This is a genomic window from Streptomyces sp. NPDC087440 (genome assembly GCF_044744005.1).
In the GTDB taxonomy this organism is placed as follows: domain Bacteria; phylum Actinomycetota; class Actinomycetes; order Streptomycetales; family Streptomycetaceae; genus Streptomyces.
Genome location: NZ_JBIUXN010000007.1, coordinates 219484 through 242618, shown reverse-complemented (window position 1 = coordinate 242618; position 23135 = coordinate 219484). Strand labels below are relative to the sequence as shown.

The following is a 23135-nucleotide window of genomic DNA, read 5'->3' as shown; positions in this document are numbered from 1 at the left end:
CTGTCACGCACGGGGCCTGCGAGAGTGCTGCGCATGACTGAGTACCCTGCGCCGCGCACCGCCCACACCGCCCACCTCGAATCCGCCGAACTCGCCGCGATCCGCGCCCTCCTGGACGACGCCTTCGACGGCGACTTCGCCGAGGAGGACTGGGACCACGCGCTGGGCGGCCTGCACGCCCTGATCACCGACCCCCGGGACGGCTCGGCCGTCGCGCACGGCAGCCTCGTCCCGCGCCGCGTCCTGCACCGGGGACACTCGCTGCGGATCGGATACGTCGAGGCCGTCGCCGTACGGGCCGACGCACGTCGGCAGGGCCTGGCCGGGCGGATCATGGCGACCCTGGAGGACCTCGTCGACCGCGCGTACGTCCTGGGCGCCCTGTCCGCGTCCGACGCGGGGGCCGCGCTCTACGCGGGCCGGGGCTGGCAGGTGTGGCCCGGCGGCCTGGCCGCGCTGGGCCCGACCGGTGTCGTACCCCTGCCGGAGGAGGAAGGCACGACGTACGTACGTCCCGCACTCGGCCGCACCCTCCCGGACCCGGACGCCACGCTCTTCTTCGACTGGCGGGACGGCGACGTGCTGTGAGCGCGGCCGACGGCTACTTCTCCGGGTCCGCCACGCCCCGGCGCGCGTCCCGCCTGGTGCCGTAGTAGCCGAGCCCGCCGCCCACGGCCAGCGCGACCGGCAGGGCGTACAGGAAGAAGGGCCGGGAGAGGTCGACGACACCGGTGGTGACCATGACCGCGAAGAAGATCACCATCAGGCCGGTGAACAGCATCAGCCTCCGGACGCGCACCCCCAGCAGGACGTGCCCGGCCGGCGCTTCGGGCAGCGTGTCCAGCCCGCCCGCCGGTCCCGCGCTGGCCGCCTTCGGCCGCTTGAAGTAGAGCGAGAACAGCCAGTGCCCGCCCGGCTCCCACCCCTCGGGCGCCAGTTCGGCGATCCTGGCCGCCCGCTCCTGCGCAGTGTTGGCGATCTCGCGCCGGTACTCCCAGCGCAGCGCCGCCGACGGGTCGCGGCGGCAGACGAACCGGCCCATCCGGTCGATGCGCTCGACCTCCCAGCCCTCGTCGCCGTACCGGTTGAGCAACTGGCGGTCGTTGTAGAGGTCGCAGGTCCACTTCCAGACCTCGGCCCGCGCGGCGGGCTCCTCCACGGGGGCGCCGCCGGTCAGCCGGGCCGCGAACTCCTCGGGGCCCCCGAACTCCTCGGCCGGATCGACGTCCTCGCCGTCCGCGACGTACGCGGTCAGGTCGGCGACGGTCGCCTCCGCCTCGTCGCCGGGCATGCCCGCCGCGCGCAGGGCAGCGCCCAGCCGGTCGAAGTAGGTGTCGTTGGCAGTCATCATGATTCCCCCGTACTGAGCGATGCGGTGAGCGCGGTGCGCACCGACGCGTGGAAGTCCAGCCAGGCGCCGGTCTGTTCGGCGAGTGCGGTACGTCCCTCACCCGTGAGCCGGTAGTAGCGGCGTCCCGGGCCGCGCTCGGCGGCGCGGAACTCCCCGACGACGTACCCGGCCTCCTCCAGCCGGTTGAGGACCGGGTAGAGCGTGCCGCCCTTGATGTCCCCGAGTCCGGCCCCGGCCAGGGCCTTGGAGATCTCGTACCCGTAGCTCTCGCCCTCGGTGAGGCAGGAGAGGACGAGGAGGTCGAGGACTCCCTTGAGCCAGCTCGACCGGCGGTCAGGGGTGCGGTGTGCGGCAGCCATACGGACATGACACCACCACCTAGGTAGGAATGCAACCTAGTCGGCGGTGTCAGCTAGCTGGCAATGACACATCAAGCGCCGCAAGGGGTCTGGTGTGATCGCGTCTCAGATAGTAGGAAGTCCGAGTAATTGTGGAGACAGCTGCCCGTACCTGCCCTAGCTTTGTAGGAGCCGAACGTCTCGCTCCATCAGCGAATGGCGGCCGCGGGCCGGTGCCCCGAAGCAGGCAACCCCTGCCGCACCCGCCCCCCGCCTCATTCCGGCGCCTCACAGATGCAGCAGTCCCCTCGCGCATTCCCATGCCTCTGAAGGAGTCGATCCCCATGTCCGAGACCTCGATGACCATGCACTCCACCACCACCCGCCGGGTCCGCCACGCCTCCCGCTCCACCGAGGCCGCCGACCGCAAGCAGGCCGCGGCCGCCCTCCAGCGCGCCCTGGACCGCCGTGACAACGGCGGCGAGACCGGCCACTGAGCCGTACGCGATGCGAGGGGTGAGCGTCGCGTCCACATGGCGGACGCGACGTGTCATCCCCTGGGACGCGGAGTAGGGTCCCGGACATGTCTCGCAGCATCAATCTCGCAGTGATCCCCGGTGACGGCATCGGCCAGGAGGTCGTGGCCCAGGGCCTGAAGGTCCTCAACTCCGTACTCCCGCAGGACGTGAAGCTGGAGACCAAGGAGTACGACCTCGGCGCCCGGCGCTGGCACCGCACGGGGGAGACCCTTCCCGACGCGGAGATGGACGCCCTGAAGCAGCACGACGCGATCCTCCTCGGCGCGATCGGCGACCCCTCGGTCCCGTCCGGCGTCCTGGAGCGCGGTCTGCTCCTGAAGCTGCGCTTCGCCTTCGACCACTACATCAACCTCCGCCCGTCGAAGCTGTTCCCGAACACCTCGACGCCGCTGGCCGGTGACCCGGACATCGACTTCGTCGTCGTACGCGAAGGCACCGAGGGCCCCTACACGGGCAACGGCGGCAGCCTGCGCACCGGCACGCCCGCCGAGGTGGCCACCGAGGTCAGCCTCAACACGGCGTACGGTGTGGAGCGCGTGGTCCGCGACGCCTTCGAGCGCGCGGCGGCCCGCCCCCGCAAGAAGCTCACGCTCGTCCACAAGAACAACGTGCTCGTCTACGCCGGCCACCTGTGGAAGAACACCTTCGACCGCATCGCCGCCGAGTACCCGTCCGTCACCACGGACTACCTGCACGTCGACGCCGCGACGATCTTCTTCGTCACGCAGCCGGAGCGCTTCGACGTCATCGTCACCGACAACCTCTTCGGCGACATCCTCACCGACCTCGCCGCCGCCGTCTCCGGCGGAATCGGCCTGGCCGCCTCCGGCAACATCAACCCGACGGGCGCGTTCCCGTCCATGTTCGAGCCCGTGCACGGCTCCGCGCCCGACATCGCGGGCCAGGGCAAGGCCGACCCGACGGCCACGGTCCTCTCCGTCGCACTCCTGCTCCGCCACCTCGGTTACGAGCCCGAGGCCGCCCGCATCGAGGAGGCGGTCTCCGCCGACCTCGCCGAGCGCACCGCCTCCGTCGTCCGCACCACGGACGAGATCGGCGACGCGCTCGCGGCCCGAGTAGCGGGCTGACCCGCGACTGCCACTCCGCTTCGACAGCCGCCGGGTCCCGACACCCGGCGGCTGTTCCTTTTCCGGCCCCGGGTGCGACCATCGACCCCTGGGCCGCACCCCACGTCAAAGACCCCATTTCGTACCCACCCCTGCGCGCGCGATAATCGAACGCAGGGTCGCGGTAGGAGAGGAAGCTCGGACGTCCTAGTTGTGACGGAAGGCGTGACGCGGCCCACTTCCAAACAAACCGGTGAAGGACACGCACTCATGACGACGCCCACGACGATCGAGCTCAAGCCCTCTTCCACGCCGCTGTCCGAAGCGGAGCGCGAGGCGATCCTCGCCAACCCCGGGTTCGGCCGCCACTTCACCGACCACATGGTCACCATCCGCTGGACGGAGGGCCGCGGCTGGCACGACGCGCAGCTGGTGCCGTACGCGCCGCTGTCCATCGACCCGGCGAACATGACCCTGCACTACGCGCAGGAGATCTTCGAGGGCCTGAAGGCCTACCGCCGCCCCGACGGCTCGGTCGCCACCTTCCGCCCGGAGGCCAACGCCAAGCGCTTCCAGTCCTCCGCGCACCGCCTCGCGATGCCGGAGCTCCCCATCGAGACCTTCATCGCCGCCTGCGACGCGCTCGTCAAGCAGGACGAGGCCTGGGTCCCGCAGCACGGCGGCGAGGAGTCCCTCTACCTGCGCCCCTTCATGATCGCCACGGAGGTCGGCCTGGGCGTCCGCCCCGCCAACGAGTACCTCTTCCTCGTCATCGCCTCCCCGGCCGGGGCCTACTTCCCGGGCGGCGTCAAGCCCGTCTCGGTCTGGCTCTCGGAGAACTACGTCCGCGCCGTCCCTGGCGGCATGGGTTACGCCAAGACCGGTGGCAACTACGCCGCATCCCTCCTCGCGCAGGCCGAGGCCGCCGAGAAGGGCTGCGACCAGGTGGTCTGGCTGGACGCGCTCGACCACAAGTGGGTCGAGGAGATGGGCGGCATGAACCTGTACTTCGTGTACGGCGACAAGATCGTCACCCCCGAGCTGACGGGCTCGCTCCTCGCGGGCGTGACCCGCGACACCCTGCTCAAGCTGGCGGGCGACCTGGGCTACACCTCCTCCGAGGGCCGCATCTCCACCGACCAGTGGCGGGCGGATGCCGAGTCGGGCGCCCTGACCGAGGTCTTCGCCTGCGGTACGGCGGCGGTCATCACCCCCGTCGGCCACGTGAAGTCGGCCTCCGCCGAGTGGACGACGGCGGACGGCGAGCCGGGCCGGGTGACGATGGCGCTGCGGAAGGCGCTGCTGGAGATCCAGACGGGGGCGGCGGAGGACGCGCACGGCTGGATGCACGAGCTGGCGTAGGCCGGAGCGGGGGCGGGGCGGGGGCCCGGGTGCGGGCGGGGGCCGGTACCGGGGCGGGGTCCCGGGTGCGGGCAGGGGCCGGTACCGGGGCGGGCCCGTATCGGGCGGGCCGCCCCCTTGCCCGCCCGTCCCGCCCCCGGGGGGCGGCCCCGCCGCCCAAGGGGGCTGGGGGGATGGCTGCCCGGAGGGCATGCCATCAGGGGCGCGGGGAACTGCGCGACCAGCCCACCACAAGCCGCGCGGCCAAGCGCTTTAGGTGAAGGGGCGGGACCGGGGCAGCGCCGCAGGCAACCGGGGTGCCGGGTGCGGCACAAGCAGGGCCCCGCCGCAGCAAGCCGGGGTGCCGGGTGCGGCACAAGCAGGGCCCCGCCGCAGCAAGCCGGGGTGCCGGGTGCGGCACGAGGAGGGCCCTGCCGCAGCAAGCCCGTCACCCCGCACGGCATGCCCCCCCCTCACCCCCGCAGCGCCCCCGCCAACCCCCCCGCCCACACCAGCAACCCCTCGTCCCGCCCCGCCGCCCCCACACACTGCACCCCGAGCGGCAGCCCGTTCCCCGCCCTCCCCGCCGGGAGCGACACCGACGGCAGCCCCGCGTGGCTCCACGGCAGGGACATCACCGAACTCCCGGTCGTGGCCAGCGACGCCGGTGCGGGCCCCGGGGCCGCCGGGGTCACCCACACGTCGACCCCCGCCTCCCGCGCCGCCCCCGCGATCCGCTCCCGGAAGCGTTCCCGGTCCGCGCGAGCCGCCTCGTACGCCGCATCGGAAATGCCGGAACCCTCCCGCAGGACGGCCAGCGTCTCCTCCCGGTACAGGTGCCCGTACTCCTCGAACCACGGCGCGTGCGAGCGCACCGCCTCGTACCGGTTCATGGTGAAGAGCTGACGGCGGACCTCCTCGAAGTCCGCCATCACCGACACCCGCCGCACCTCGTATCCAGCGGCCCGCAGCCCCCGCACCTGCCCCTCGAAGGCGTCCCGCGCCTCCGCCGAGGCCTGCTCCAGGTACGGACCGTCCGGCACCCCGAGAACAGGCGGCGTCAGAGACTCAGGCTCCGTCCACCCGTCGCACACCACCCCCGCCGCGACCGCCACTGCGGCCACGTCCGCCGCGTACAGGCCCAACGTGTCGAACGACGGCGCGTTCGGGATGACCCCGTCCACCGGAATCCGCCCGAACGTCGGCTTGAAGCCGACCACCCCGCAGTACGCCGCAGGCCTGATCATCGAGCCGACCGTCTGCGTGCCGACGGCCAGCGGCACCAGGCCCGCCGCGACCGCCGCCGCCGAGCCACTGCTCGAACCGCCGGGCGTGTGCGCCAGGTTGTGCGGGTTGCGGGTCGGCCCGGGGGCCAGGATCGCGAACTCCGCCGTCACCGTCTTGCCCGCCACGTACGCCCCCGCCGCCAGCAGCCTGCTGACGACGGTCGCCTGCGGCCCGGCGAGGGCCTCCGGCGGCAGCGCGGAACCGCCTCCCGTGGGCATCCCGTCCACCCGGACGATGTCCTTCACCCCGACCGCGACTCCGCTCAGCGGCCCCGCCGCAGCCTGGGACGGCGGATCGGCATACGTCACGAACGCCCGTATCTCCGCGTCCCGTTCGGCCAGCTCGACCGCCTTCATGCCGTCGCTCCCGTCGCCAGGTCCACCCGTACACCGGCGTGGTCCGACGGCCACACCCCGTCCACCGCGCCATGCCCGAAGCGGGCCACCGACTCCACCGCGCCCAGCCCGCCGGGGCCCGGCACCCCCAGGAACACATAGTCGATCCGCGTACTGGGACCGGGCGTGTGATAGCCGTTCCCGGCGTCCCAGGTGGCGTACGGAGCGCCCGGTTCCGCGTACTCCCAGGCGTCCACGAAGACCTGCTTGGGCACCGGCGGCGCGGTCTTGTACCCGCCCATCAGCCGGATCTCGTCCGCGTCGGGCCAGGCGTTGAAGTCACCGGCGACCACGGGCGGGAACGGCCCGTCGCCGCGGTGCTCGGCCACGAACCGGTGCAGGGCGCGCACCTGCACACACCGCGTCGCGGAGTCGTACACGGCCGAGTTCAGGTGCGTGGTGAACACCGGCACAGGCCCGAAGGGGGCATCCACCCGCGCGTACAGCACCATCCGCCCGTTGTCGGGGGCCCCGTCCGCGGGCAGCCGCACCGAGGCCTCCTCGCCGATCGGCCACCGGCTGAGGACGGCCACCCCGATGTCGGAGGTGTCGCCGTCGGTGCGCCGCTGCCAGTGCCGCGGCTCCTGGAACCGCACCCACGTCCAGTGCCCGAGCCCGAGCTCCTCGGCGAGCCAACCGGCCAGGTTCTCCCGGTCGTTGGCCCACACCTCCTGGAGGACGACGACGTCGGGCCGCTGCTCCCGCAACACGTCCAGGATCGCTTTTCGGCGGGCGTCCCACGGACCGAACCGCCACCACAGATTCCACGTCAGTACGCGCATGCGCCGAACCTACCGGCACCCCGTACGCCGGAAGCCGGGCACCGGAATTCGGACATCGCCGCCCGGGCTGCGAACCGATCGCGGTTCGTGCGCGTCTTGTGTCCCGTACGGCACAACAACCGCACACCCACGGGGAGTTCCACCATGCACGCCGCAACGCGCACCGCCCTCGGCGCGGCCCTGGTCGCCGCCCTCACCGCCCTGGCGCTCCCGAGCGCCTCGGCCAGTCCGCTCGCCCCGCGCACCGAGAAGCTCAGCACCGGACCCGGTGGTGCGCAGGCCGACAAGTCGTCGCGCAACGCGGTACTGAGCGCCGACGGCCGGACCATCGCCTTCGCCTCGAACGCGTCGAACCTGGTCACGGGGGACACCCCGGACACCGAGGACGTGTTCGTCCGCAAGCCGGGCAGCAACGGGCTCGTCCGGGTGTCCGTGCCGGGCAAGCAGACGTCCAGCCCGGGGCTCAGCTCCACCGGCCGCTATCTGACCTTCAGCGCCCGCGGCGCGGACTACGTCTACACGCTGCACCTCCGGGACCTGACCACCGGCAAGACCGTCCGTCTCGACCCCAAGCTGTCGGACGGATACCGGGTCACCGGCACCGCGAAGATCAACGCCGACGGCCGCTTCGTCGCCCTCGACGCCGGGCCGACGGACGCCACTCCGGCCGGGGCGGGCGACGGCGGCAGGGTCTATCTGCTGGACCGGCAGACCGGGAAGACCGTCCGGACCAGCGAGAAGCCGAACCACTGGCAGCGCTCCTGCTTCGTCGAATCGATCAGTGACGACGGCACCAAGGTGGTCTACGCCGACCAGTACGCCAACGGTCCGGTCGGCGGCGACTGGAGCGACCACTACGTCTGGGACCGTGCCACCGGCAAGAGGGTCCAGGCGGACGCCACCCACAACGGGGCCGCAGCCGACCACCAGTCCAGCGACGCGCTGATCAGCGGCGACGGAAGCAGGGTCACGTTCACGTCGCTGGCCACCAACGTCGTCCCCGGTCCGCCCACCAGCGGCTACCACGCATTCGTCCGCGATCTGAAGACCGGGAAGCTGAGCCGGGTCGACGGCCTCTCGCCCACCGACACGACGCTGGCGCGCGGCATCTCGCGCGACGGCAAAAAGGTCCTGGTCGACGTGGTGGGTTCCGACTGGCAGAGCGCGCTGTACGTACGGGACCTGACCACCGGCGCCTCGACCCTGGCCAGCCCGAACGCCGAAGGGAAGCCGACGGGCACGGGGGACGGTGCCATGAGTGCGGACGCCTCGACCGTCGCCTTCACGGGGGACGACGAGGGGAAGTTCGTCCCCGGCGACACCAACGGCCAGTGGGACCTCTTCGTACGCCACCTGAAGTGAGCCCCCAGGGGATGCGGACCGCATTCTGAGACGCCCTGAGACACGGGGGCAGCCGTGTGCCAGACTGCCCCCGTGTCCTCGTCCGCCATGATTATCGGCAGCAGGCGCGCCGGTCCGCAGTGACCGTCCCGTACGCCCACCAGCCCGTACGGCGCGGCCACCGAGCTCCAGACCCGCGCGCAGACCTCTCGCACCCGCGAGGGGTTTTTTCGTTTTCCGGCCCCAACAGGGCCGAGGGCGAGGCGCACGCGAAGATGGGGGCAAGTGGAGCAAGCCATTCCGCAGCCTGGGAGCTCCTCCCAGGACCCGACAGGAGTCAGACAGCATGACGACCGCAGGCAGTGCAGGCCGTGCAGCCAATGCAGGCAATGCAGACAGCGCAGGCAGTGCAGACAGCGCAGGCAACGCGGAGAGCCCTGACGGCGGCTCGAAGCCCGACGACGGCTTCCACGTCTTCGACACCACGCTGCGCGACGGCGCCCAGCGCGAGGGAATCAACCTGACCGTCGCGGACAAGCTGGCCATCGCCCGTCATCTGGACGACTTCGGGGTGGGCTTCATCGAGGGCGGCTGGCCGGGCGCCAACCCCCGCGACACCGAGTTCTTCTCCCGCGCCCAGCAGGAGATCACCTTCCGCAACGCCCAGCTCGTCGCCTTCGGCGCGACCCGCCGTCCTGGGGCCAAGGCCTCCGAGGACCCGCAGGTGAAGGCGCTGGTCGCGTCCGGTGCGCCCGTGGTCACCCTGGTCGCCAAGTCCCACGACCGGCACGTCGAACTGGCGCTGCGCACCACGCTGGACGAGAACGTGGCGATGGTGCGCGACACAGTGACGTACCTGCGCGAGCAGGGCCGCCGGGTCTTCGTCGACTGCGAGCACTTCTTCGACGGCTACCGGGCCAACCCCGAGTACGCCAAGGCCGTCGTGCGGGCGGCGTCCGAGGCCGGTGCGGACGTCGTCATCCTCTGCGACACCAACGGCGGCATGCTCCCCGCCCAGATCCAGGCCGTCGTCGCCACCGTCCTCGCCGACACCGGGGCGCGCCTGGGCATCCACGCCCAGGACGACACCGGGTGCGCCGTCGCCAACACCCTCGCCGCCGTCGACGCGGGCGCCACCCACGTCCAGTGCACCGCCAACGGCTACGGCGAGCGCGTCGGCAACGCCAACCTCTTCCCCGTCGTCGCCGCCCTGGAACTCAAGTACGGCAAGCAGGTCCTCCCCGAGGGCTCCCTGCGCGAGATGACCCGCATCTCGCACGCCATCGCCGAGGTCGTCAACCTCACCCCCTCCACCCACCAGCCGTACGTCGGCGTCTCGGCCTTCGCGCACAAGGCGGGCCTGCACGCCTCCGCCATCAAGGTCGACCCCGACCTGTACCAGCACATCGACCCCGACCTGGTCGGCAACCGCATCCGGATGCTGGTCTCCGACATGGCCGGCCGCGCCTCCATCGAGCTCAAGGGCAAGGAGCTCGGCGTCGAACTCGGCGACGACCGCGAGCTGGTCGGCCGCGTCGTCGCCCGGGTCAAGGAGCGCGAACTCAAGGGCTACACGTACGAAGCCGCAGACGCCTCCTTCGAGCTGCTGCTGCGCGAGGAGGCGGAGGGGCGCGCCCGGCGCTACTTCCGCATCGAGTCCTGGCGGGCCATCGTCGAGGACCGCCCCGACGGCACGCACGCCAACGAGGCGACCGTGAAGCTGTGGGCCAAGGGCGAGCGCATCGTCGCCACCGCCGAGGGAAACGGCCCGGTCAACGCCCTGGACCGGGCGCTGCGCGTCGGCCTGGAACGGATCTACCCGCAGCTCGCCAAGCTGGAGCTGGTGGACTACAAGGTCCGCATCCTGGAGGGCACCCACGGCACCGAGTCCACCACCCGCGTCCTCATCACCACCGGCGACGGCGGCAACTCCGGCAGCTCCGGCAGCTCCGGCGACTGGTCGACGGTCGGCGTCGCCGAGAACGTCATCGCGGCGTCCTGGCAGGCACTGGAGGACGCGTACACGTACGGACTGCTGCGGGCGGGCGTCGAACCGACGGAATAGACCTCCGGCAGGTTCAATGCGCAACTAGTAAGCGCTCGTTCACCCTCCGTCAAGGGGTGTGAACTCGTCACGTGTGCTGGTGATCAAGCCATCTCCGGGGTCCGGGGGTGCACAAGAGTTCGGGGAGCGGATCAACTGTCCCCGGCCGTCACGGAGTCCACACGGTTCCCACCGTGCACATCCGTCACAGTCACTTTCTTACTCAGTGCACCCCTACTTACGGAGAGGACGTGACGACGATGAAGAAGACCTACGTCAAGCCGTCGCTGTTCAACCAGGGCGACTTCAGCAAGAAGACCGCGGGCATGTTCTACGCCTCGTGCAAGGAGTTCTGGTCCCGTCGGCTCTGTATCTGAGCTGCGGAAACCGGTAACTGAGTGATGGAGATGCCCGGCCGCGAGAGCCTGCGCGACTTCTTTGTCGTCCTTCCGGACACCGATGAAGGCGAGGCGGCGGCCGGGCATCTTCGCTCGGCGGCCCCCGGTTCCGACTCCGGGACCGCCTTCGAGACCGTTCCCCACCCGTCGGGCCGTCCGTGGATCCTCGCGCGACTTCTCGTACGCACCCTGGTCCACGTCACCCGGGGCGACGACGCCCTGGTGCTGATCGGCCCGAACACGACCCCCGCCGCGCGCCTGGAGGCCGTCCTCGGCCCCGCCCGCGACACCCTCGACCTGCACCGCCGCCTCACCGAACTGCCGGGCCTCGGGCACGCCGTCTCCCGTATCGGCGGCGAGACCTGCGTGCGGGGCACCGCTTCCGGCCACCGCCGCGTCTACCACGCCGCCCACGCCGGGGGCCGGATCGCCTCCGACCGTCCCGCCGCCCTCGCCCGCCTCACCGGCGCGGCCCTGGACGACGGCGCGCTCGCCCTGCGCCTCCTGGACTTCGTCCCGCACCCGCTGAGGGAGCGCCCGGTCTGGCAGGGCGTGGAGGAGATCGACCCGGCGTACGCGCTGGTGCTGCCCGCCGCCGGTTCCGGTCCCCGCTTCTCGGTACGACGCTGGTGGCAGCCCCCGGTTCCCCGGCTGACCATGGCGGAGGGCGCTCCGCTGGTGGCCGCCGCGCTGGCCGCGTCCGTCGCCGCGCACCTGGAGGGACGCACCCGCGTCAGCGGCGAACTCTCCGGCGGCATGGACTCCACGTCGGTGACCTTCCTGGCCCAGCGGGCGGGGGCGCGGGACACGGCCCTTTTGACGGTGGCCGCCCGCGACGACCGCTCCGAGGACCAGCTCTGGGCGGAAAGGGGAGTCGCCAAGGCCCGCGAGGCGGCGGCCCGGGAGGCGAGCGCGGCCCAGGAGACGGGCGGCGGGGTGAGCGCGGCCCACGAGGCGGGCGGCGGGGTGAGCGCGGCCCACGAGGCGGGCGGCGGGGCGAGCGCGGACCGCGAAGGCGGTGAGCGCAAGATCGAGCACACGCTCGTGCCCGCCGACGACGCCCCCCTCTTCTACGCCGACCTCCGCGCCACCTCGGGCGAACTCCTCGACGAACCCTTCCCGGTGGCCCCCGCGCGCGCCCGCGCCGCGATGCTGCTGGGGCGGGCCGCGGCCACCGGCTCCGAGTACCACCTCACCGGCTACGGCGGCGACGAACTCTTCAACGGCCTCGCCTCCGCCTGCCAGGACCTCCTCCCCGCCCACCCCCTCAAGGCCTGGAACCGGATCAGCGCCCTGCGCCACCAGTCCGGCTGGCCGCTGCTGCCCACCCTGCGCGGCATGCTCTTCCCGCCCACCTTCGGCAACTGGCTCGCGGGCTCCCTCATCGACACCGCGACCGCCGACTCCCGTACCCCACAGGTGAGTTGGGGGATGCGGCAGGCCATGCGGCCCTGGTTCACGGACAAGGCCCGCGGGCTGATCCGGGAGGAGTTCCGGGCGGCCGCGACACACGCCCAGCCCATCGCGCCGCGCCCCGGCCGCCACATGGACCTCGACACCGTCCGGCTCGGCGCCCGCTACTTCCAGGCCATGGAGGACCTTGGCGCGGGCCTCGGCCTGCCGGTCGCCGCCCCCTTCTTCGACGACCGGGTCGTGGAGGCGGTCATGTCCGTACGGGTGGAGGACCGCGTCGTCCCCTGGCGGTACAAGCCCCTCCTGGTGGAGGCGATGCGCGGAGTGGTCCCGGACGAGCTCCTCGCCCGTACCACCAAGGACCACATGTCCGCCGACGACATCCAGGGCCTGCGCGAACACGCCGCGTCCCTGCGGGAGTTGTGGACGGACTCGGTCCTCGCCGAACGCGGCCTGATCGACGCCGGCCAGCTGCGCCGCCTCGCGGACGACCCGTACTCGCCGCTCCTCCAGCAGCACCCCATCGACTCCACGGTGTCCTGCGAGACCTGGCTCCGCACGGCGCAGGACGCCTGGACCCCCACCACGAACAGCGAGGCACGCACATGAGCGAGTGGCAGCTCCGCAAGGGAATCGCCGTCACCACCACCGAGTACGGTGGCGTCCTGCTGGACGAGAAGGACGGCACGTACTGGCAGCTCAACGAGTGCGGCACGCTCGTCGTGACCGCCATCGCCGAGGGCCGCTCCCCGTCCGACGCCGTCGAACAGCTCCTCGCCGAGTACGAGGTGGAGCGGGCGGAGGTCGAGGCGGACGTCGCCGAACTCACGGACCAGCTCCTCAAGGCGAAGATCGTCACCCGGGCCGGGGCCGCCCGATGACCACCGAGATGACGATGCCGCGACGCGGGGCGGGCCCGGGGGGCCTGCGCCTGCGCGCGGCGATCGCGGCGGCCCTGCTGCTCGCGAAGCTGAAGCCGGGACGCCTGCGCGCGGTCCTCACGCTGGTCAGCAGGGGTGCGCGCCCGGCCTCGTACGACCAGACCCTCGAAACGTACGAACGCGTCGTCGCGACGAGCCGCAAGTGCGCGGGCTGGTACGGCTGCCTGCCGCGCTCCATCGCCATCTCCCTGCTCTGCCGGATGTCCGGCACCTTCCCCGACTGGCACGCGGGCGTGCGCAACGCGCCTCCCTTCCAGCCCCACGCCTGGGTCGCGGCGGAGGGCCGCACGGTCGGCGAACAAAACGTCACCGACTTCCGCCCCCTCCTCAAGGTCACCCCGAGTGCCCACTGACCCTTCCGACCCTCCGGGCCGCCCCTCCGCAGCCTCCCTTGAGCCCCCTTCCGCAGCCCCCCTTGGGCGGCGGGGCCGCCCCCCGGGGGCGAGTGGGGCCTCCCCTGCTCGAGCGGAGCCGAGAGCTTGGGGAAGGGCGGGCAAGGGGGGCGGCCCCTCCCGCTCCGGGCCCACCCCGGAGCGCCCCCGCCCGGCCCCCACCCCCCTCGCCCTCCTCCTCGCCCACACCCGCCCCCACCGCCGCCGCCTCCTCACCGGCGTCCTCCTCTCCCTCCTCGGCTCCGGCGCCGGCCTCGCCATGCCCATGGCCGCCAAGTACGCCGTCGAAGCCTTCGGAAGCGGAGGAGGGGGTGCGGCAGGGAGTGCAGGAGGAGGCACCACCCAAGGCCCCCTCCTCGCCCTCCTCGCCGTCGTCATCACCGGCGCACTCCTCGCCGCCACCGGCCACTACCTCCTCGCCCGCACCGGCGAAGCCGTCGTCCTGCGCGCCCGCCGCCGCCTCGTCACCCACCTGCTCCGCCTCAAGGTCGCCGCCGCCGACCGCCTCACCCCCGGCGACCTCCTCTCCCGCGCCACCAGCGACACGACCCTGCTGCACACCGTCCTCTCCCGCAGCGTCGTCGAGTTCGCGTCCGGCGCCCTCACCCTCGTCGGCACGATCGTCCTGATGGCCGTGGTGGACGCCCTCCTCCTCTCCGTCACCGCCCTGGTCCTCCTCCTCTCCGGCGCCGTCCTCGCCCTCCTCATGCCGCGCATCCAGCGCGCCCAGCTCCAGGCCCAGGAGGCCGTCGGCGCGATGGGCTCGCTCCTCGACCGCTCCCTCCAGGCGTTCCGTACGGTCAAGGCCAGCGGCATCGAGGACCGGGAGGCCACCGCGATCGGCGCGGCGGCGCGGACGGCCCACGACCGGGGGATCACCGTCGCCCGCTGGACCTCGGTCTCCGAGGTCGCGATGTTCCTGGCCACGCAACTCGCCTTCCTCGCCGTGCTCGGCGTCGGCGGCGCACGCGTGGTGTCCGGCACGATGGAGGTCTCCTCCCTCGTCGCGTTCCTCCTGTACGTCTTCGGGCTGCTCGCCCCGCTCAGCCAGCTCACCGAGGGCTGGACCGGCCTGAACACGGGCCTGGCCGCCGTCCGCCGGATCGACGAGATCGAGTCCCTCCCGGCCGAGCCGCACACGTACCCGAAGCCGAAAACCCGCCAACCCGCGCCCCTGGGCGTCGAGTTCCAGGACGTCACCTTCGCCTACGCCGACACCCGCGCCCCCGCCCACCACGGCGTCACCTTCACCGCACCCCCCAACACCCTCACCGCCCTGGTCGGCCCGTCCGGCGCGGGCAAGACCACCGTCTTCGCCCTCCTCGAACGCTTCTACGACCACGACACCGGCACCCTCACCGTCGGCGGCCGCGACATCCGCGACTGGCCGCTCGCCGAACTCCGCGCCGCCCTCGCCTACGTCGAACAGGACGCCCCCGTCCTCGCGGGCACCCTGCGCGACAACCTCCTCCTCGCCGCCCCCGACGCCTCCACCGTCGAACTCGCCCACGCGCTCACCCGCACCCGCCTCACCGACCTGGTCGACCGCCTCCCCGACGGCCTCGACACCCAGGTCGGCCACCGCGGCACCACCCTCTCCGGCGGCGAACGCCAACGCATCGCGCTGGCCCGGGCGTTGCTCCGCAAACCCGCCCTGCTCCTCCTCGACGAGGTGACCTCCCAGCTCGACGCCGTCAACGAGGAACGCCTCCGCGACGTCATCCTCGAACTCGCCGCCGACACCACGGTCCTGGTCATCGCCCACCGCCTCTCCACCGTCGTACGGGCCGACCGCATCGTCGTCATGGAGGCGGGCCGGGTCCGCGCCGTCGGGACGCACGCGGAGCTGGTGGAATCGGACGCGCTGTACGGGGAGTTGGCGGCGACGCAATTCGCCACGGAGTGGACCCTCACACAGAGTTGACCACTCCGCACTCCACGTGTTCGACCCGCATCGGGTAAATTCGAACATATGAGGAACAGGCCGCTTTCCGTCATATCCGCCCTCGCGGGATCGACGCTCCTGCTGCTGCTCCCGTTCGCATCGGCCGCGGCTGCCGCGACCGGTACGACGGCGGCGGGGGACGCCCTGAAGAAGGGCCCGGTGTATGTCGCGCCCGAGGCCAGGGCGCAGCTCTCCCAGGCCGACCAGGACGCCCTCGCGCAGAAGATCAAGTCTGCGGACAAGCCCCTCTTCGTGGCGGTCCTCCCGCGCACCCCCGACTTCCCGCCCACCACCGTCCGCGGCAATCTCCGCAACGCCACCGGTGTGACGGGCGTCTACGCGGTCCGCCTGGGCGACGGCTTCGAGGCGGGCGCGGACCCGCGCGCCCTGCCCCGCGCCTCGGTCCGCAACCTGGTCACCGCCGCCAAGACCCCCGCCGGGCTGGACGCGGCCACCCAGCTCAACACCTTCGTCGACCAGGCACTCCCGCAGATCCAGGGCCACGCCCCGGCCTCCTGGGACGGCGGTTCGAACGACGGCGTGAGCACGGGAGTCCTGATCGGCGTCGGCGCGGCGGTGGTCGTCGCGGGCGCGGGCGGAGTGGCCCTGGTCCGCCGCAGCCGCAAGCGCAAGGAAGAGGAACGCCTCGAATCCCTCCGCAAGCTGACGGTCGTCGTCGACGAGGACATCACCGCGTACGGCGAGGAACTCGACCGCCTGGACTTCCACCCCTCCGAGCCGGGCGCCACCGACGAGATGCGCACCGACTACTCCCGCGCCCTCGACCTCTACGAAACGGCCAAGTCCCGCATGGCGGCGGTGGACCAGCCCTCCGACGTACGGGGCGTCACCGAAGCCCTCGAAGACGGCCGCTACTCCCTCGCCGTCCTGGACGCCCGCCGCACGGGCAAGCCCCTCCCCGAACGCCGCTCCCCGTGCTTCTTCGACCCCCGCCACGGCCCCTCCGTCGCGGACGCCACTTGGACCCCCTCGGGCGGCGCGCCCCGCGAGGTCCCGGTCTGCGCGGCCGACGCGACCCGCCTCGCCGACGGCGTCGACCCGGCGGTCCGCACGGTCGACACCGCGGACGGCCGCCGCCCGTACTACGACGCAGGCCCGGCCTACGGCCCCTGGGCAGGCGGCTACTTCGGCGGCGGAATCCTCCCGGGCCTCCTGGTCGGCACCATGCTCGGCTCGATGCTCTCCACCCCGGCCTACGCGTCGGAGTACGGAGCAGGAACGGGCTTCGACGACCCGGGCGCGGGCTTCGAGGGCGGCGACGTCTCGGGCTCCGACTTCGACACCTCGGCCTTCGGCGGCGGCGACTTCGGAGGCGGAGGGGACTTCGGCGGAGGGGGCGACTTCGGCGGGGGCGGCGGAGATTTCGGCGGCGGCAGCTTCTGACCCTCCCCGACGCCAGGGGCGGCAGCTCGGCTTCCCTCATCACCTGGCTGCTGGTCCCCTTGCCCTTGCCGGGGGATCAGAGCTTGCCCCGGACGACGCAGGTCGGGATGTCCAGTACGCGACTCAGCTCCTCCCGGAAGCCGGCTCGCAGCGGCGGCGCGTTCCAGAAGGTGAAGCCCAGGGAGGAGAAGGCGAAGCTGTCGTGCTCCCACCGCCACTCGGGCACCCGGGACACGCCCCCGCACGCCGCGCACCGCACATCGCCCACCCCGGTCGCCATCCACGCCTCCACCACAGCGAAGAGCCCCTCCGACCCGGTCCCCTCGACGGCCGTGGAGCAACGGGGGCAGACCGGCCTCTCGTTCTCCTCCGGCGGAACGTGGAACACCGTCCGCCCGGTGACGACCATCAGGTCTCCGTACGTGTCCCCGTACCGCAGGTCGTCGGTGATCCGGGCCCCCCAGGCCGGTCCTCGCGGGTACACGGGCCCTTCGTACGTCCCGTCTGCGTCGTACGAACTCTCCGGGAGGACAATCCCCTCCGCGACCAGCCAGGACAACCCCCGCTGAGCGAGCCGTCCGGCCTCCTCGTCCGGTACGTCCAGCCCGACGACCGTCTCGAACATTTCCCCCACGGCACTTCCCCTCCCCACCCGACGTCCACGGCGATACGGCGGAGGTCTGACACCGCTTGCGCGAGGCAGTGTCCTGCATAGTCTCGGCCCGTGAACAACAGGCAACGCAAGAAGCTCCCCCGGCGGCTGTGCGCGGCGGCGCAGCGGGGGAGCCCGGGTGCCGTGGCCGCCCTCCTGCGCGCGGGCGCCGATCCCGACGTTCCGCGTGAGGACGGGGCTGAGGGCCCCGTACTCGATCGGACGCAGCAGACCGCCCCTCCCTCCGCCGCCCGCTATTGAATGAACAGCGACATCGGCGACGGGGGGAGATGGCGAGCAGCGACCCATGGCACCCCGGGCAGAGAAGACCTCCGCGACCGAGAAGTCCACGAAGAAGCCCCGCAAGGCTTCCGAGAAGGCTCCCGAAAGGGCACCTAAGAAGCCCACCGGGCCCACCCCGGCCGACACCATCAAGGTGCAGGTCAAGAAGCCCAAGAGCCTCAGCAGCCACACCGCGCGCAACCTGGCCACCACCACCAAGTCCGCCCCGCAGATGCGCACCATCAGCTCCCGCTGGCTGCTGCGGAAGCTGCCCTGGGTCGACGTTCCCGGCGGAACCTACCGGGTCAACCAGCGACTGTCCTACGTCGTCGGCGACGGCCGGGTCACGTTCCTGCAGAACGGCTCCGAGGTCCGGGTCATCCCCGCCGAACTCGCCGAACTGCCCCTGCTGCGCGGCTTCGACGACCTCACCGCGCTGGGCGCCCTGAGCACCATGTTCGTACAGAAGGAGTACGAGCCCGGGCAGGTCATCGTCGAGCAGGGCAAGAAGGCCGACGAGGTCTTCCTCATCGCCCACGGCAAGGTGGAGCGGGTCGGCACCACACCGTACGGCGACGTGACCACGCTGGGCCTGCTCGCCGACGGCGACACCTTCGGCGGCCATGTCCTGGGACTGGGGACAAAGAGCGGCAAGGGCGGCAAAGACAGCAAGGGCGGCAAGAAGAAGAGTGCCGACCGCTGGGAGTTCACCGCCCGGGCCGCCACCGCCACGACCCTGCTCGCCCTCAAGCGCCGTGCGTACGAAGCCGTCGCCGACCAGTACGAACAGCTCCGCACCCACGTCACCCAGGTCCTCGACGGCGGCGACCAGCCGGTCAACCGCAAGGGCGAGGCCGACATCGGCATCCTCTCCGGGCACGAGGGCGAGGTCGGCCTCCCCATCTCCTTCGCCGACTACGAGGCCTTCCCCCGCGAATACGACCTGGCCGCCGCGCAGACCGTGCTCAAGATGCACACCCGCGTCGCCGACCTCTACAACGACCCGATGAACCAGACCGCCGAGCAGGTCAAGCTCGTCGTCGAGGCACTGCGCGAACGCCAGGAGCACGACCTGGTCAACAACCCGGACTTCGGCCTGCTGCACAGCACCGAGTACAACCAGCGCGTCCAGGCCCGCTCCGGCCCGCCCACCCCGGACGACCTCGACGACCTGCTGTCGATGCGGCGCGGCACCGAGTTCCTGTTCGCCCATCCGAGGGTGATCGCCGCGTTCAGCAAGCAGTGCAGCAAACGCGGCATCTATCCGCAGACCGTCGTCGTCGACAGCCACGAGCACTTTGCCTGGCGCGGGGTACCCATGCTGACCTGCAACAAGATCCCGATCACCGAGGACAACACCTCGAAGATCATCGCCATGCGCACCGGCGAGCACAACCAGGGCGTCATCGGCCTCCACCAGACCGGCATCCCCGACGAACTCGAACCGAGCCTGAACGCCCGCTGCATGGGCATCGACGACGAGGGCATCATCTCCTACCTCGTCAGCCTCTACTTCTCGGTGGCGATCCTCGTCCCCAACGCCTGCGGCCTCCTGGAGAACGTCGAGGTGCCGCGCCGTGTCTGACGCACCGGCCGCCTATCGGCTGCCCACCGGGCCGACCGGGCTCGGCAGTTCCGCCTCGGGACTGGCGCTCCTCGGGACGGCTGCCGGTCCTTCGACTGCCGCCTCTGCTCCGGCTCCCGCTGCCTCGCCGCGCAGTCGGCTCCACTGTCCGCCCGCTGTTCGCCACGATCCCGCTCTGGAGCGTGAGGTCAACGAGGAGCTGGTCGCCTGGGCCGAGCGGACCGGGATCAACCCCGGCGGCACCGATGCCCTGCGCGCCATGGACTTCGGGCGGCTCATCACTCTTGCCTACCCCCACACCGAGGACCCCGACCGGCTGCTCGCCATCGCCAAGCCGCACCTCTCGCTGTGGATCGCCGACGACTGTTACGTCGACGAGTCCTCCCTGGGGGCTGTGCCTGTCCTGCTCGGTGCTCGGCTCGGACTCGCCCACGCCGCGATCGACCCGGTTCCGTTGCCCGCCCGGTACGCTCCCGAGCTCGCCCGGGAGCTGGACGCGGACCCCGTTCTGCGCGCTCACCAGTCCGCCTGGCGGCACTTGCGCCGGTACGCCACGCCGGTACAGGTGCAGCGCGTTCACCATGCCGTGGCCTCGCTCTTCGTTGGCTGCGGGCAGGAGGCCACCTGGCACGAGGCGGAGCGGTTGCCTCCGGCGTGGGAGTACCTCACCAGCCGCTGCCTGGACAATTTCCGCCTCAGCATGTTGATGATCGACACGGCGGGGGGCTATGAGGTACCGGCGCAGGAGTATGCCGATCCCCGGGTGCGCAGGGTTCTGACTCTGGCCGCGACCGCCGGGCAACTCGTGAACGATGTGTATTCGGTGGCCAAGGATGCGGCCGGCCCCGGTCTGAGCATGAATCTTCCCGCTGTGATTGCTGCTGAGGAGGGGTGTGCGGTGGGGGAGGCGGTCGAGCGCACGGTGGACATGCACAACGAGCTCATGCACACCTATGAGGCGGAGGCTGCTGCACTTGCCCTTACGGGCTCGCCACTTTTGAGGTGTTGGCTTGCTCAGATTCGTGACTGGCTGGGTGGGGCGTATGAGTGGCACGCCACCAGTGCGCGGTACGGGGGGCCTGCTTAGGTTACTGAGGGCCGGTGGGTGATGGGCCCGGAGTGGGTGTTGGTGGGGCCGTCCTCTGGACCGGAGTGTGGCGCTTCCGGGGAGCCCGTCAAGGGCGCTCCTTTGTCGCGTCGGCTTCGCCGATTTCGCTTCGCTTCACCCTTGACGGGCTCCCCTCCAGCGCAGGTTTCGTTTTGCGGAGGACGGCCGAAAAATGGCCCCGGGGAAGGTCCGGGGAGTGGCCGTGCGCCGTTGCCGGGCGGCGGGTGTGTGGGTGGGGGCTCCGGGAAACAGCCCGGGTTGCTCGTCACCCGTCGGCGGGTGGGTGGGGTGTCGGCTCGTGGTGGCGGGAGCGTGCGTCCGATGGCTGCCGGTGGGGGTGCGCCGACCTCAATGGGGCTGCTGGTGTGGGCTTGGCGGGTGCGGGCCGTCGTGGGGCTGGTGCTCAAGCTGGTTGTTGATGTGGGTGGGTGGATTTCAGGGAGGTGGCCGTGCTGGGACATATACGTTCGGCGCACATAACGTCATCCAGTCCCCGGAATCCCGGCTCCCGCCATCAGGGACAGGGGGTGTCTCAGAAGTGGGACACTTTCGCGCCTGAATGTCCCATCTTCTGGTGGGTCATGACGAGGTTCGGCGAGTGTGGGGGCGAGCGGGGGCGGTAGGGCTGGTCCGGGGTGGTGGCGAGGGCTGGGATGGCTGAGCCCGCGCTGTCCGTCACCGTGCTGCTCAGCTGCTGGGCCTGCGGGGCAGGCAGTCCCGTACCGGTTAGGCGGTCGTACGGATCGCTGCCGAGCGTGGTGAGGACGGCGATGCCGAGGGCCGAGCCGAGTTCGCGGGCCGCGCTCTGGATGCCCGAGCCCTGCCCCGCGCTGTGCGCCGGTACGTCCACGAGCACGATGTTGGTGACCTGGGCGGGGCGGTCGCGAGACCGACGCCGATTCCGTACATGAAGAGGGCGAGGGCGATTGGCCACCACCGGGGTGTCCGGGCCGCGACGAAGCCGAGCACGCCCACGCCGACGGCCTTCAGGAGCAGACCGATCCGCACGTGGGCGAGTGCCGGGGACCGAGGCCGCCATCGAGAAGCTTGTCCCGCTCGCGACGAAGCTGCCCAGCGCGAGCGCCACGAGGGCGATCCCTGCCTCGAACGCGCCGTATCCCAGGGCGAATTGGAGCCACAGCGGCAGCGCCGCGATGATCCCGAACTCGCCGACGCCGACGACCAGTGTGACGACGTTGCCGTTGCGGAAGGAGGGGGTCGAGAAGAGCGTGACGTCCATGAGCGGCGCGCCCCCGTCTCCGCTAGGGCGTGTTTTGAAAGGGCTAGTCCCAGCCTGGAATCCGGTGAGGAGGCGCTGTGAGCGCCGGAACAGACTGTAGGCCGTCAATCAACTGCCGTTTGGAACAAGCTGGAGGTCGTCCCGGCTTCTTGCCCACCGGCAATAACGGCTCCAGCCTGGCCCCTTGCCCGTTCGTCGCAGCTCCACGCCCCACGAGTGGATCACGGCAGAACCACTCGTGAATCGGGCTCAGCGGAGCTCGCCCGCCAGCAGACCCATCGTGAACATGTCGTACCACTCGCCGTCACGGCGGAAGACCTGACGAAGCCGGCCCTCCTCGACAAAGCCAACCTTCTCGTAGACCTTGCGCGCCGCATGATTCTCGGTGACCACGGTCAGCGTGACCTTGTGCAGGCGCATGTCTTCGAAGCCGTAGCGGCAGATCGTCCGCACTGCATCCGTGGCGTAGCCGCGGCCCCAGTAGGCCTTCTCGCCCAGGTAGATATCGAGTTTCGCGATGCCCTTCTCCGGCTCCGCATCGTGCAGCATGACCAGGCCGATGAGCGTCTCGTCGGCGAGCGCCTCGATGCCAAGGAGCAAGTCGCCGTAGGCGTTGCGGGGGCGCTCCTCCAGCCACGTGCGGACGCGCTCCACCGTCTGGGCATACGTGTCGTCCATCCACCGCATGACCTCAGGGTCGTGGTTCCAGCGCCACAGTGCCTCGGCGTCTGCGGGACCCATGGCCCGCAGTTTCACCAGTTCTCCCAGCGCCATGCCCACCGACTCCTTGTTACATCTCATGATCATCGTACGAACCATGAAGTGGTACCACGACCGGGATGGCACGCTCAATCGATTTCGGCGGTGCCGAGACCGCAGCTGCAAACCCGCCCTTGAAACCGGTCCCGCTTTCATCCGCGCGGCAGTGGTGTCCCAGAAGTAGGACACTTCCGCGCCAATGTGTCCCACTTCTGAGACACCCCTACCGCCTCCCCGCTTCATCACCCACCGCCCGTCACCCCGGTCACGGCAAATGTCCGCTTCCTCCGGGCGTAATGCGCGGCGGGGGCCTGGATTCCGGGGATGGGATGGCGTTATGTGCGTCGAACGTATATGTCCCAGCACGGCGACCTCCCTGGAATCCACCCACCCACACCAGCAACCAGCTTGAACACCCACTACTCACCCACGGACAGCCGCCGAGCCCAGGCCGGCAGCCCCATTGAGGTCGGCGCACCCCACCGGCAGCCATCGGACGCACGCTCCCGCCACCCATAGCCGACACCCCAC

Annotated in this window: 21 protein-coding genes and 1 pseudogene; 15 read left to right on the top strand and 7 right to left on the bottom strand. The window is 71.3% G+C overall.

Annotation, left to right across the window (positions count from 1 at the left end; all coding sequences use genetic code 11):
* Window positions 1-33 precede the first annotated feature (33 nt).
* Window positions 34-588 carry a GNAT family N-acetyltransferase gene (locus ACIO3O_RS17380; RefSeq protein WP_401746325.1) on the top strand — a complete coding sequence of 185 codons (555 nt, stop codon included), beginning with the start codon at window positions 34-36 and terminating at the stop codon, window positions 586-588.
* Between the two features lie 13 nt (window positions 589-601).
* Here ACIO3O_RS17380 and ACIO3O_RS17375 read toward each other — a convergent pair whose 3' ends face one another.
* Window positions 602-1348, bottom strand: a complete 747-nt coding sequence (locus ACIO3O_RS17375) for a hypothetical protein (protein ID WP_401746322.1) — start codon at window positions 1346-1348, stop codon at window positions 602-604.
* A complete protein-coding gene (locus ACIO3O_RS17370) occupies window positions 1348-1710 on the bottom strand; it encodes a PadR family transcriptional regulator (protein WP_401746320.1) in 363 nt (120 codons plus the stop codon). The genes ACIO3O_RS17375 and ACIO3O_RS17370 overlap by 1 nt, the downstream gene beginning before the upstream one ends.
* A gap of 323 nt (window positions 1711-2033) precedes the next feature.
* On the opposite strand from ACIO3O_RS17370, the gene ACIO3O_RS17365 reads away from it, so the two are divergent.
* The 3 genes from ACIO3O_RS17365 (at window position 2034) to ACIO3O_RS17355 (ending at window position 4657) form a co-directional block, all read left to right on the top strand.
* Entirely contained in the window at window positions 2034-2186 is a 153-nt protein-coding gene (locus ACIO3O_RS17365; RefSeq protein ID WP_401746542.1) for a hypothetical protein, read from the top strand.
* Between the two features lie 86 nt (window positions 2187-2272).
* On the top strand, window positions 2273-3316 hold the full coding sequence (locus tag ACIO3O_RS17360) for a 3-isopropylmalate dehydrogenase (protein WP_401746317.1): 1044 nt from the start codon (window positions 2273-2275) through the stop codon (window positions 3314-3316).
* Window positions 3317-3565: 249 nt separating this feature from the next.
* Complete coding sequence (locus ACIO3O_RS17355; protein ID WP_401746314.1) at window positions 3566-4657, top strand: branched-chain amino acid aminotransferase; 1092 nt, start codon at window positions 3566-3568, stop codon at window positions 4655-4657.
* 452 nt (window positions 4658-5109) lie between these two features.
* On the opposite strand, the gene ACIO3O_RS17350 is transcribed toward ACIO3O_RS17355, so the two are convergent.
* Together ACIO3O_RS17350 and ACIO3O_RS17345 are read right to left on the bottom strand one after the other, a co-directional pair.
* Window positions 5110-6279: an amidase gene (locus tag ACIO3O_RS17350; protein ID WP_401746313.1), complete on the bottom strand. Its 1170-nt coding sequence runs from the start codon at window positions 6277-6279 to the stop codon at window positions 5110-5112.
* Window positions 6276-7100, bottom strand: a complete 825-nt coding sequence (locus ACIO3O_RS17345; protein ID WP_401746311.1) for an endonuclease/exonuclease/phosphatase family protein — start codon at window positions 7098-7100, stop codon at window positions 6276-6278. Before ACIO3O_RS17345 ends, ACIO3O_RS17350 begins: the two co-directional genes overlap by 4 nt.
* 144 nt (window positions 7101-7244) lie before the next feature.
* Between ACIO3O_RS17345 and ACIO3O_RS17340 the strand changes: the two genes are divergently transcribed.
* The 8 genes from ACIO3O_RS17340 to ACIO3O_RS17305 all read left to right on the top strand — a co-directional run bounded on the left by ACIO3O_RS17340 (window position 7245) and on the right by ACIO3O_RS17305 (window position 16978).
* Window positions 7245-8462, top strand: a complete 1218-nt coding sequence (locus tag ACIO3O_RS17340) for a hypothetical protein (protein WP_401746308.1) — start codon at window positions 7245-7247, stop codon at window positions 8460-8462.
* 325 nt (window positions 8463-8787) lie between these two features.
* Window positions 8788-10506, top strand: a complete 1719-nt coding sequence (cimA, locus tag ACIO3O_RS17335) for a citramalate synthase (RefSeq protein WP_401746306.1) — start codon at window positions 8788-8790, stop codon at window positions 10504-10506.
* A 239-nt stretch (window positions 10507-10745) separates the two neighbouring features.
* Complete coding sequence (locus tag ACIO3O_RS17330; protein ID WP_380837121.1) at window positions 10746-10862, top strand: keywimysin-related RiPP; 117 nt, start codon at window positions 10746-10748, stop codon at window positions 10860-10862.
* Between the two features lie 30 nt (window positions 10863-10892).
* Complete coding sequence (locus ACIO3O_RS17325) at window positions 10893-12905, top strand: asparagine synthase-related protein (protein WP_401746303.1); 2013 nt, start codon at window positions 10893-10895, stop codon at window positions 12903-12905.
* Window positions 12902-13177, top strand: a complete 276-nt coding sequence (locus ACIO3O_RS17320; RefSeq protein WP_401746301.1) for a lasso peptide biosynthesis PqqD family chaperone — start codon at window positions 12902-12904, stop codon at window positions 13175-13177. The genes ACIO3O_RS17325 and ACIO3O_RS17320 overlap by 4 nt, the downstream gene beginning before the upstream one ends.
* Window positions 13174-13590: a lasso peptide biosynthesis B2 protein gene (locus ACIO3O_RS17315; RefSeq protein ID WP_401746299.1), complete on the top strand. Its 417-nt coding sequence runs from the start codon at window positions 13174-13176 to the stop codon at window positions 13588-13590. The genes ACIO3O_RS17320 and ACIO3O_RS17315 overlap by 4 nt, the downstream gene beginning before the upstream one ends.
* A complete protein-coding gene (locus tag ACIO3O_RS17310; protein WP_401746297.1) occupies window positions 13580-15553 on the top strand; it encodes an ABC transporter transmembrane domain-containing protein in 1974 nt (657 codons plus the stop codon). The genes ACIO3O_RS17315 and ACIO3O_RS17310 overlap by 11 nt, the downstream gene beginning before the upstream one ends.
* A 48-nt stretch (window positions 15554-15601) precedes the next feature.
* Entirely contained in the window at window positions 15602-16978 is a 1377-nt protein-coding gene (locus tag ACIO3O_RS17305) for a hypothetical protein (protein ID WP_401746295.1), read from the top strand.
* 76 nt (window positions 16979-17054) lie between these two features.
* Here ACIO3O_RS17305 and ACIO3O_RS17300 read toward each other — a convergent pair whose 3' ends face one another.
* Window positions 17055-17603: a hypothetical protein gene (locus ACIO3O_RS17300; RefSeq protein WP_401746294.1), complete on the bottom strand. Its 549-nt coding sequence runs from the start codon at window positions 17601-17603 to the stop codon at window positions 17055-17057.
* A gap of 99 nt (window positions 17604-17702) precedes the next feature.
* Between ACIO3O_RS17300 and ACIO3O_RS17295 the strand changes: the two genes are divergently transcribed.
* From ACIO3O_RS17295 to ACIO3O_RS17285, 3 genes are read left to right on the top strand one after another with little or no spacing between them, the layout of a single operon-like run.
* Window positions 17703-17891, top strand: coding sequence for a hypothetical protein (locus ACIO3O_RS17295; RefSeq protein ID WP_401746292.1), 189 nt, complete (start codon window positions 17703-17705; stop codon window positions 17889-17891).
* Between the two features lie 46 nt (window positions 17892-17937).
* Window positions 17938-19497, top strand: a complete 1560-nt coding sequence (locus ACIO3O_RS17290) for a family 2B encapsulin nanocompartment shell protein (protein WP_401746290.1) — start codon at window positions 17938-17940, stop codon at window positions 19495-19497.
* Window positions 19490-20584, top strand: a complete 1095-nt coding sequence (locus ACIO3O_RS17285) for a family 2 encapsulin nanocompartment cargo protein terpene cyclase (protein WP_401746288.1) — start codon at window positions 19490-19492, stop codon at window positions 20582-20584. Before ACIO3O_RS17290 ends, ACIO3O_RS17285 begins: the two co-directional genes overlap by 8 nt.
* 652 nt (window positions 20585-21236) lie before the next feature.
* Here ACIO3O_RS17285 and ACIO3O_RS17280 read toward each other — a convergent pair.
* Window positions 21237-21860 (bottom strand): annotated as a pseudogene (locus ACIO3O_RS17280) (MFS transporter); the annotation flags it as partial.
* A gap of 234 nt (window positions 21861-22094) precedes the next feature.
* A complete protein-coding gene (locus ACIO3O_RS17275) occupies window positions 22095-22619 on the bottom strand; it encodes a GNAT family N-acetyltransferase (protein WP_401746285.1) in 525 nt (174 codons plus the stop codon).
* Window positions 22620-23135: the final 516 nt, after the last annotated feature.

Bases quoted from the DNA above. Each gene is read 5' to 3' on its own strand.
- ACIO3O_RS17380 (WP_401746325.1), top strand. From the start codon at position 34: ATGACTGAGTACCCTGCGCCGCGCACCGCCCACACCGCCCACCTCGAA.
- ACIO3O_RS17375 (WP_401746322.1), bottom strand. From the start codon at position 1,348: ATGACTGCCAACGACACCTACTTCGACCGGCTGGGCGCTGCCCTGCGC.
- ACIO3O_RS17370 (WP_401746320.1), bottom strand. From the start codon at position 1,710: ATGGCTGCCGCACACCGCACCCCTGACCGCCGGTCGAGCTGGCTCAAG.
- ACIO3O_RS17365 (WP_401746542.1), top strand. From the start codon at position 2,034: ATGTCCGAGACCTCGATGACCATGCACTCCACCACCACCCGCCGGGTC.
- ACIO3O_RS17360 (WP_401746317.1), top strand. From the start codon at position 2,273: ATGTCTCGCAGCATCAATCTCGCAGTGATCCCCGGTGACGGCATCGGC.
- ACIO3O_RS17355 (WP_401746314.1), top strand. From the start codon at position 3,566: ATGACGACGCCCACGACGATCGAGCTCAAGCCCTCTTCCACGCCGCTG.
- ACIO3O_RS17350 (WP_401746313.1), bottom strand. From the start codon at position 6,279: ATGAAGGCGGTCGAGCTGGCCGAACGGGACGCGGAGATACGGGCGTTC.
- ACIO3O_RS17345 (WP_401746311.1), bottom strand. From the start codon at position 7,100: ATGCGCGTACTGACGTGGAATCTGTGGTGGCGGTTCGGTCCGTGGGAC.
- ACIO3O_RS17340 (WP_401746308.1), top strand. From the start codon at position 7,245: ATGCACGCCGCAACGCGCACCGCCCTCGGCGCGGCCCTGGTCGCCGCC.
- cimA (WP_401746306.1), top strand. From the start codon at position 8,788: ATGACGACCGCAGGCAGTGCAGGCCGTGCAGCCAATGCAGGCAATGCA.
- ACIO3O_RS17330 (WP_380837121.1), top strand. From the start codon at position 10,746: ATGAAGAAGACCTACGTCAAGCCGTCGCTGTTCAACCAGGGCGACTTC.
- ACIO3O_RS17325 (WP_401746303.1), top strand. From the start codon at position 10,893: ATGCCCGGCCGCGAGAGCCTGCGCGACTTCTTTGTCGTCCTTCCGGAC.
- ACIO3O_RS17320 (WP_401746301.1), top strand. From the start codon at position 12,902: ATGAGCGAGTGGCAGCTCCGCAAGGGAATCGCCGTCACCACCACCGAG.
- ACIO3O_RS17315 (WP_401746299.1), top strand. From the start codon at position 13,174: ATGACCACCGAGATGACGATGCCGCGACGCGGGGCGGGCCCGGGGGGC.
- ACIO3O_RS17305 (WP_401746295.1), top strand. From the start codon at position 15,602: ATGAGGAACAGGCCGCTTTCCGTCATATCCGCCCTCGCGGGATCGACG.
- ACIO3O_RS17300 (WP_401746294.1), bottom strand. From the start codon at position 17,603: ATGTTCGAGACGGTCGTCGGGCTGGACGTACCGGACGAGGAGGCCGGA.
- ACIO3O_RS17290 (WP_401746290.1), top strand. From the start codon at position 17,938: ATGGCACCCCGGGCAGAGAAGACCTCCGCGACCGAGAAGTCCACGAAG.
- ACIO3O_RS17275 (WP_401746285.1), bottom strand. From the start codon at position 22,619: ATGGCGCTGGGAGAACTGGTGAAACTGCGGGCCATGGGTCCCGCAGAC.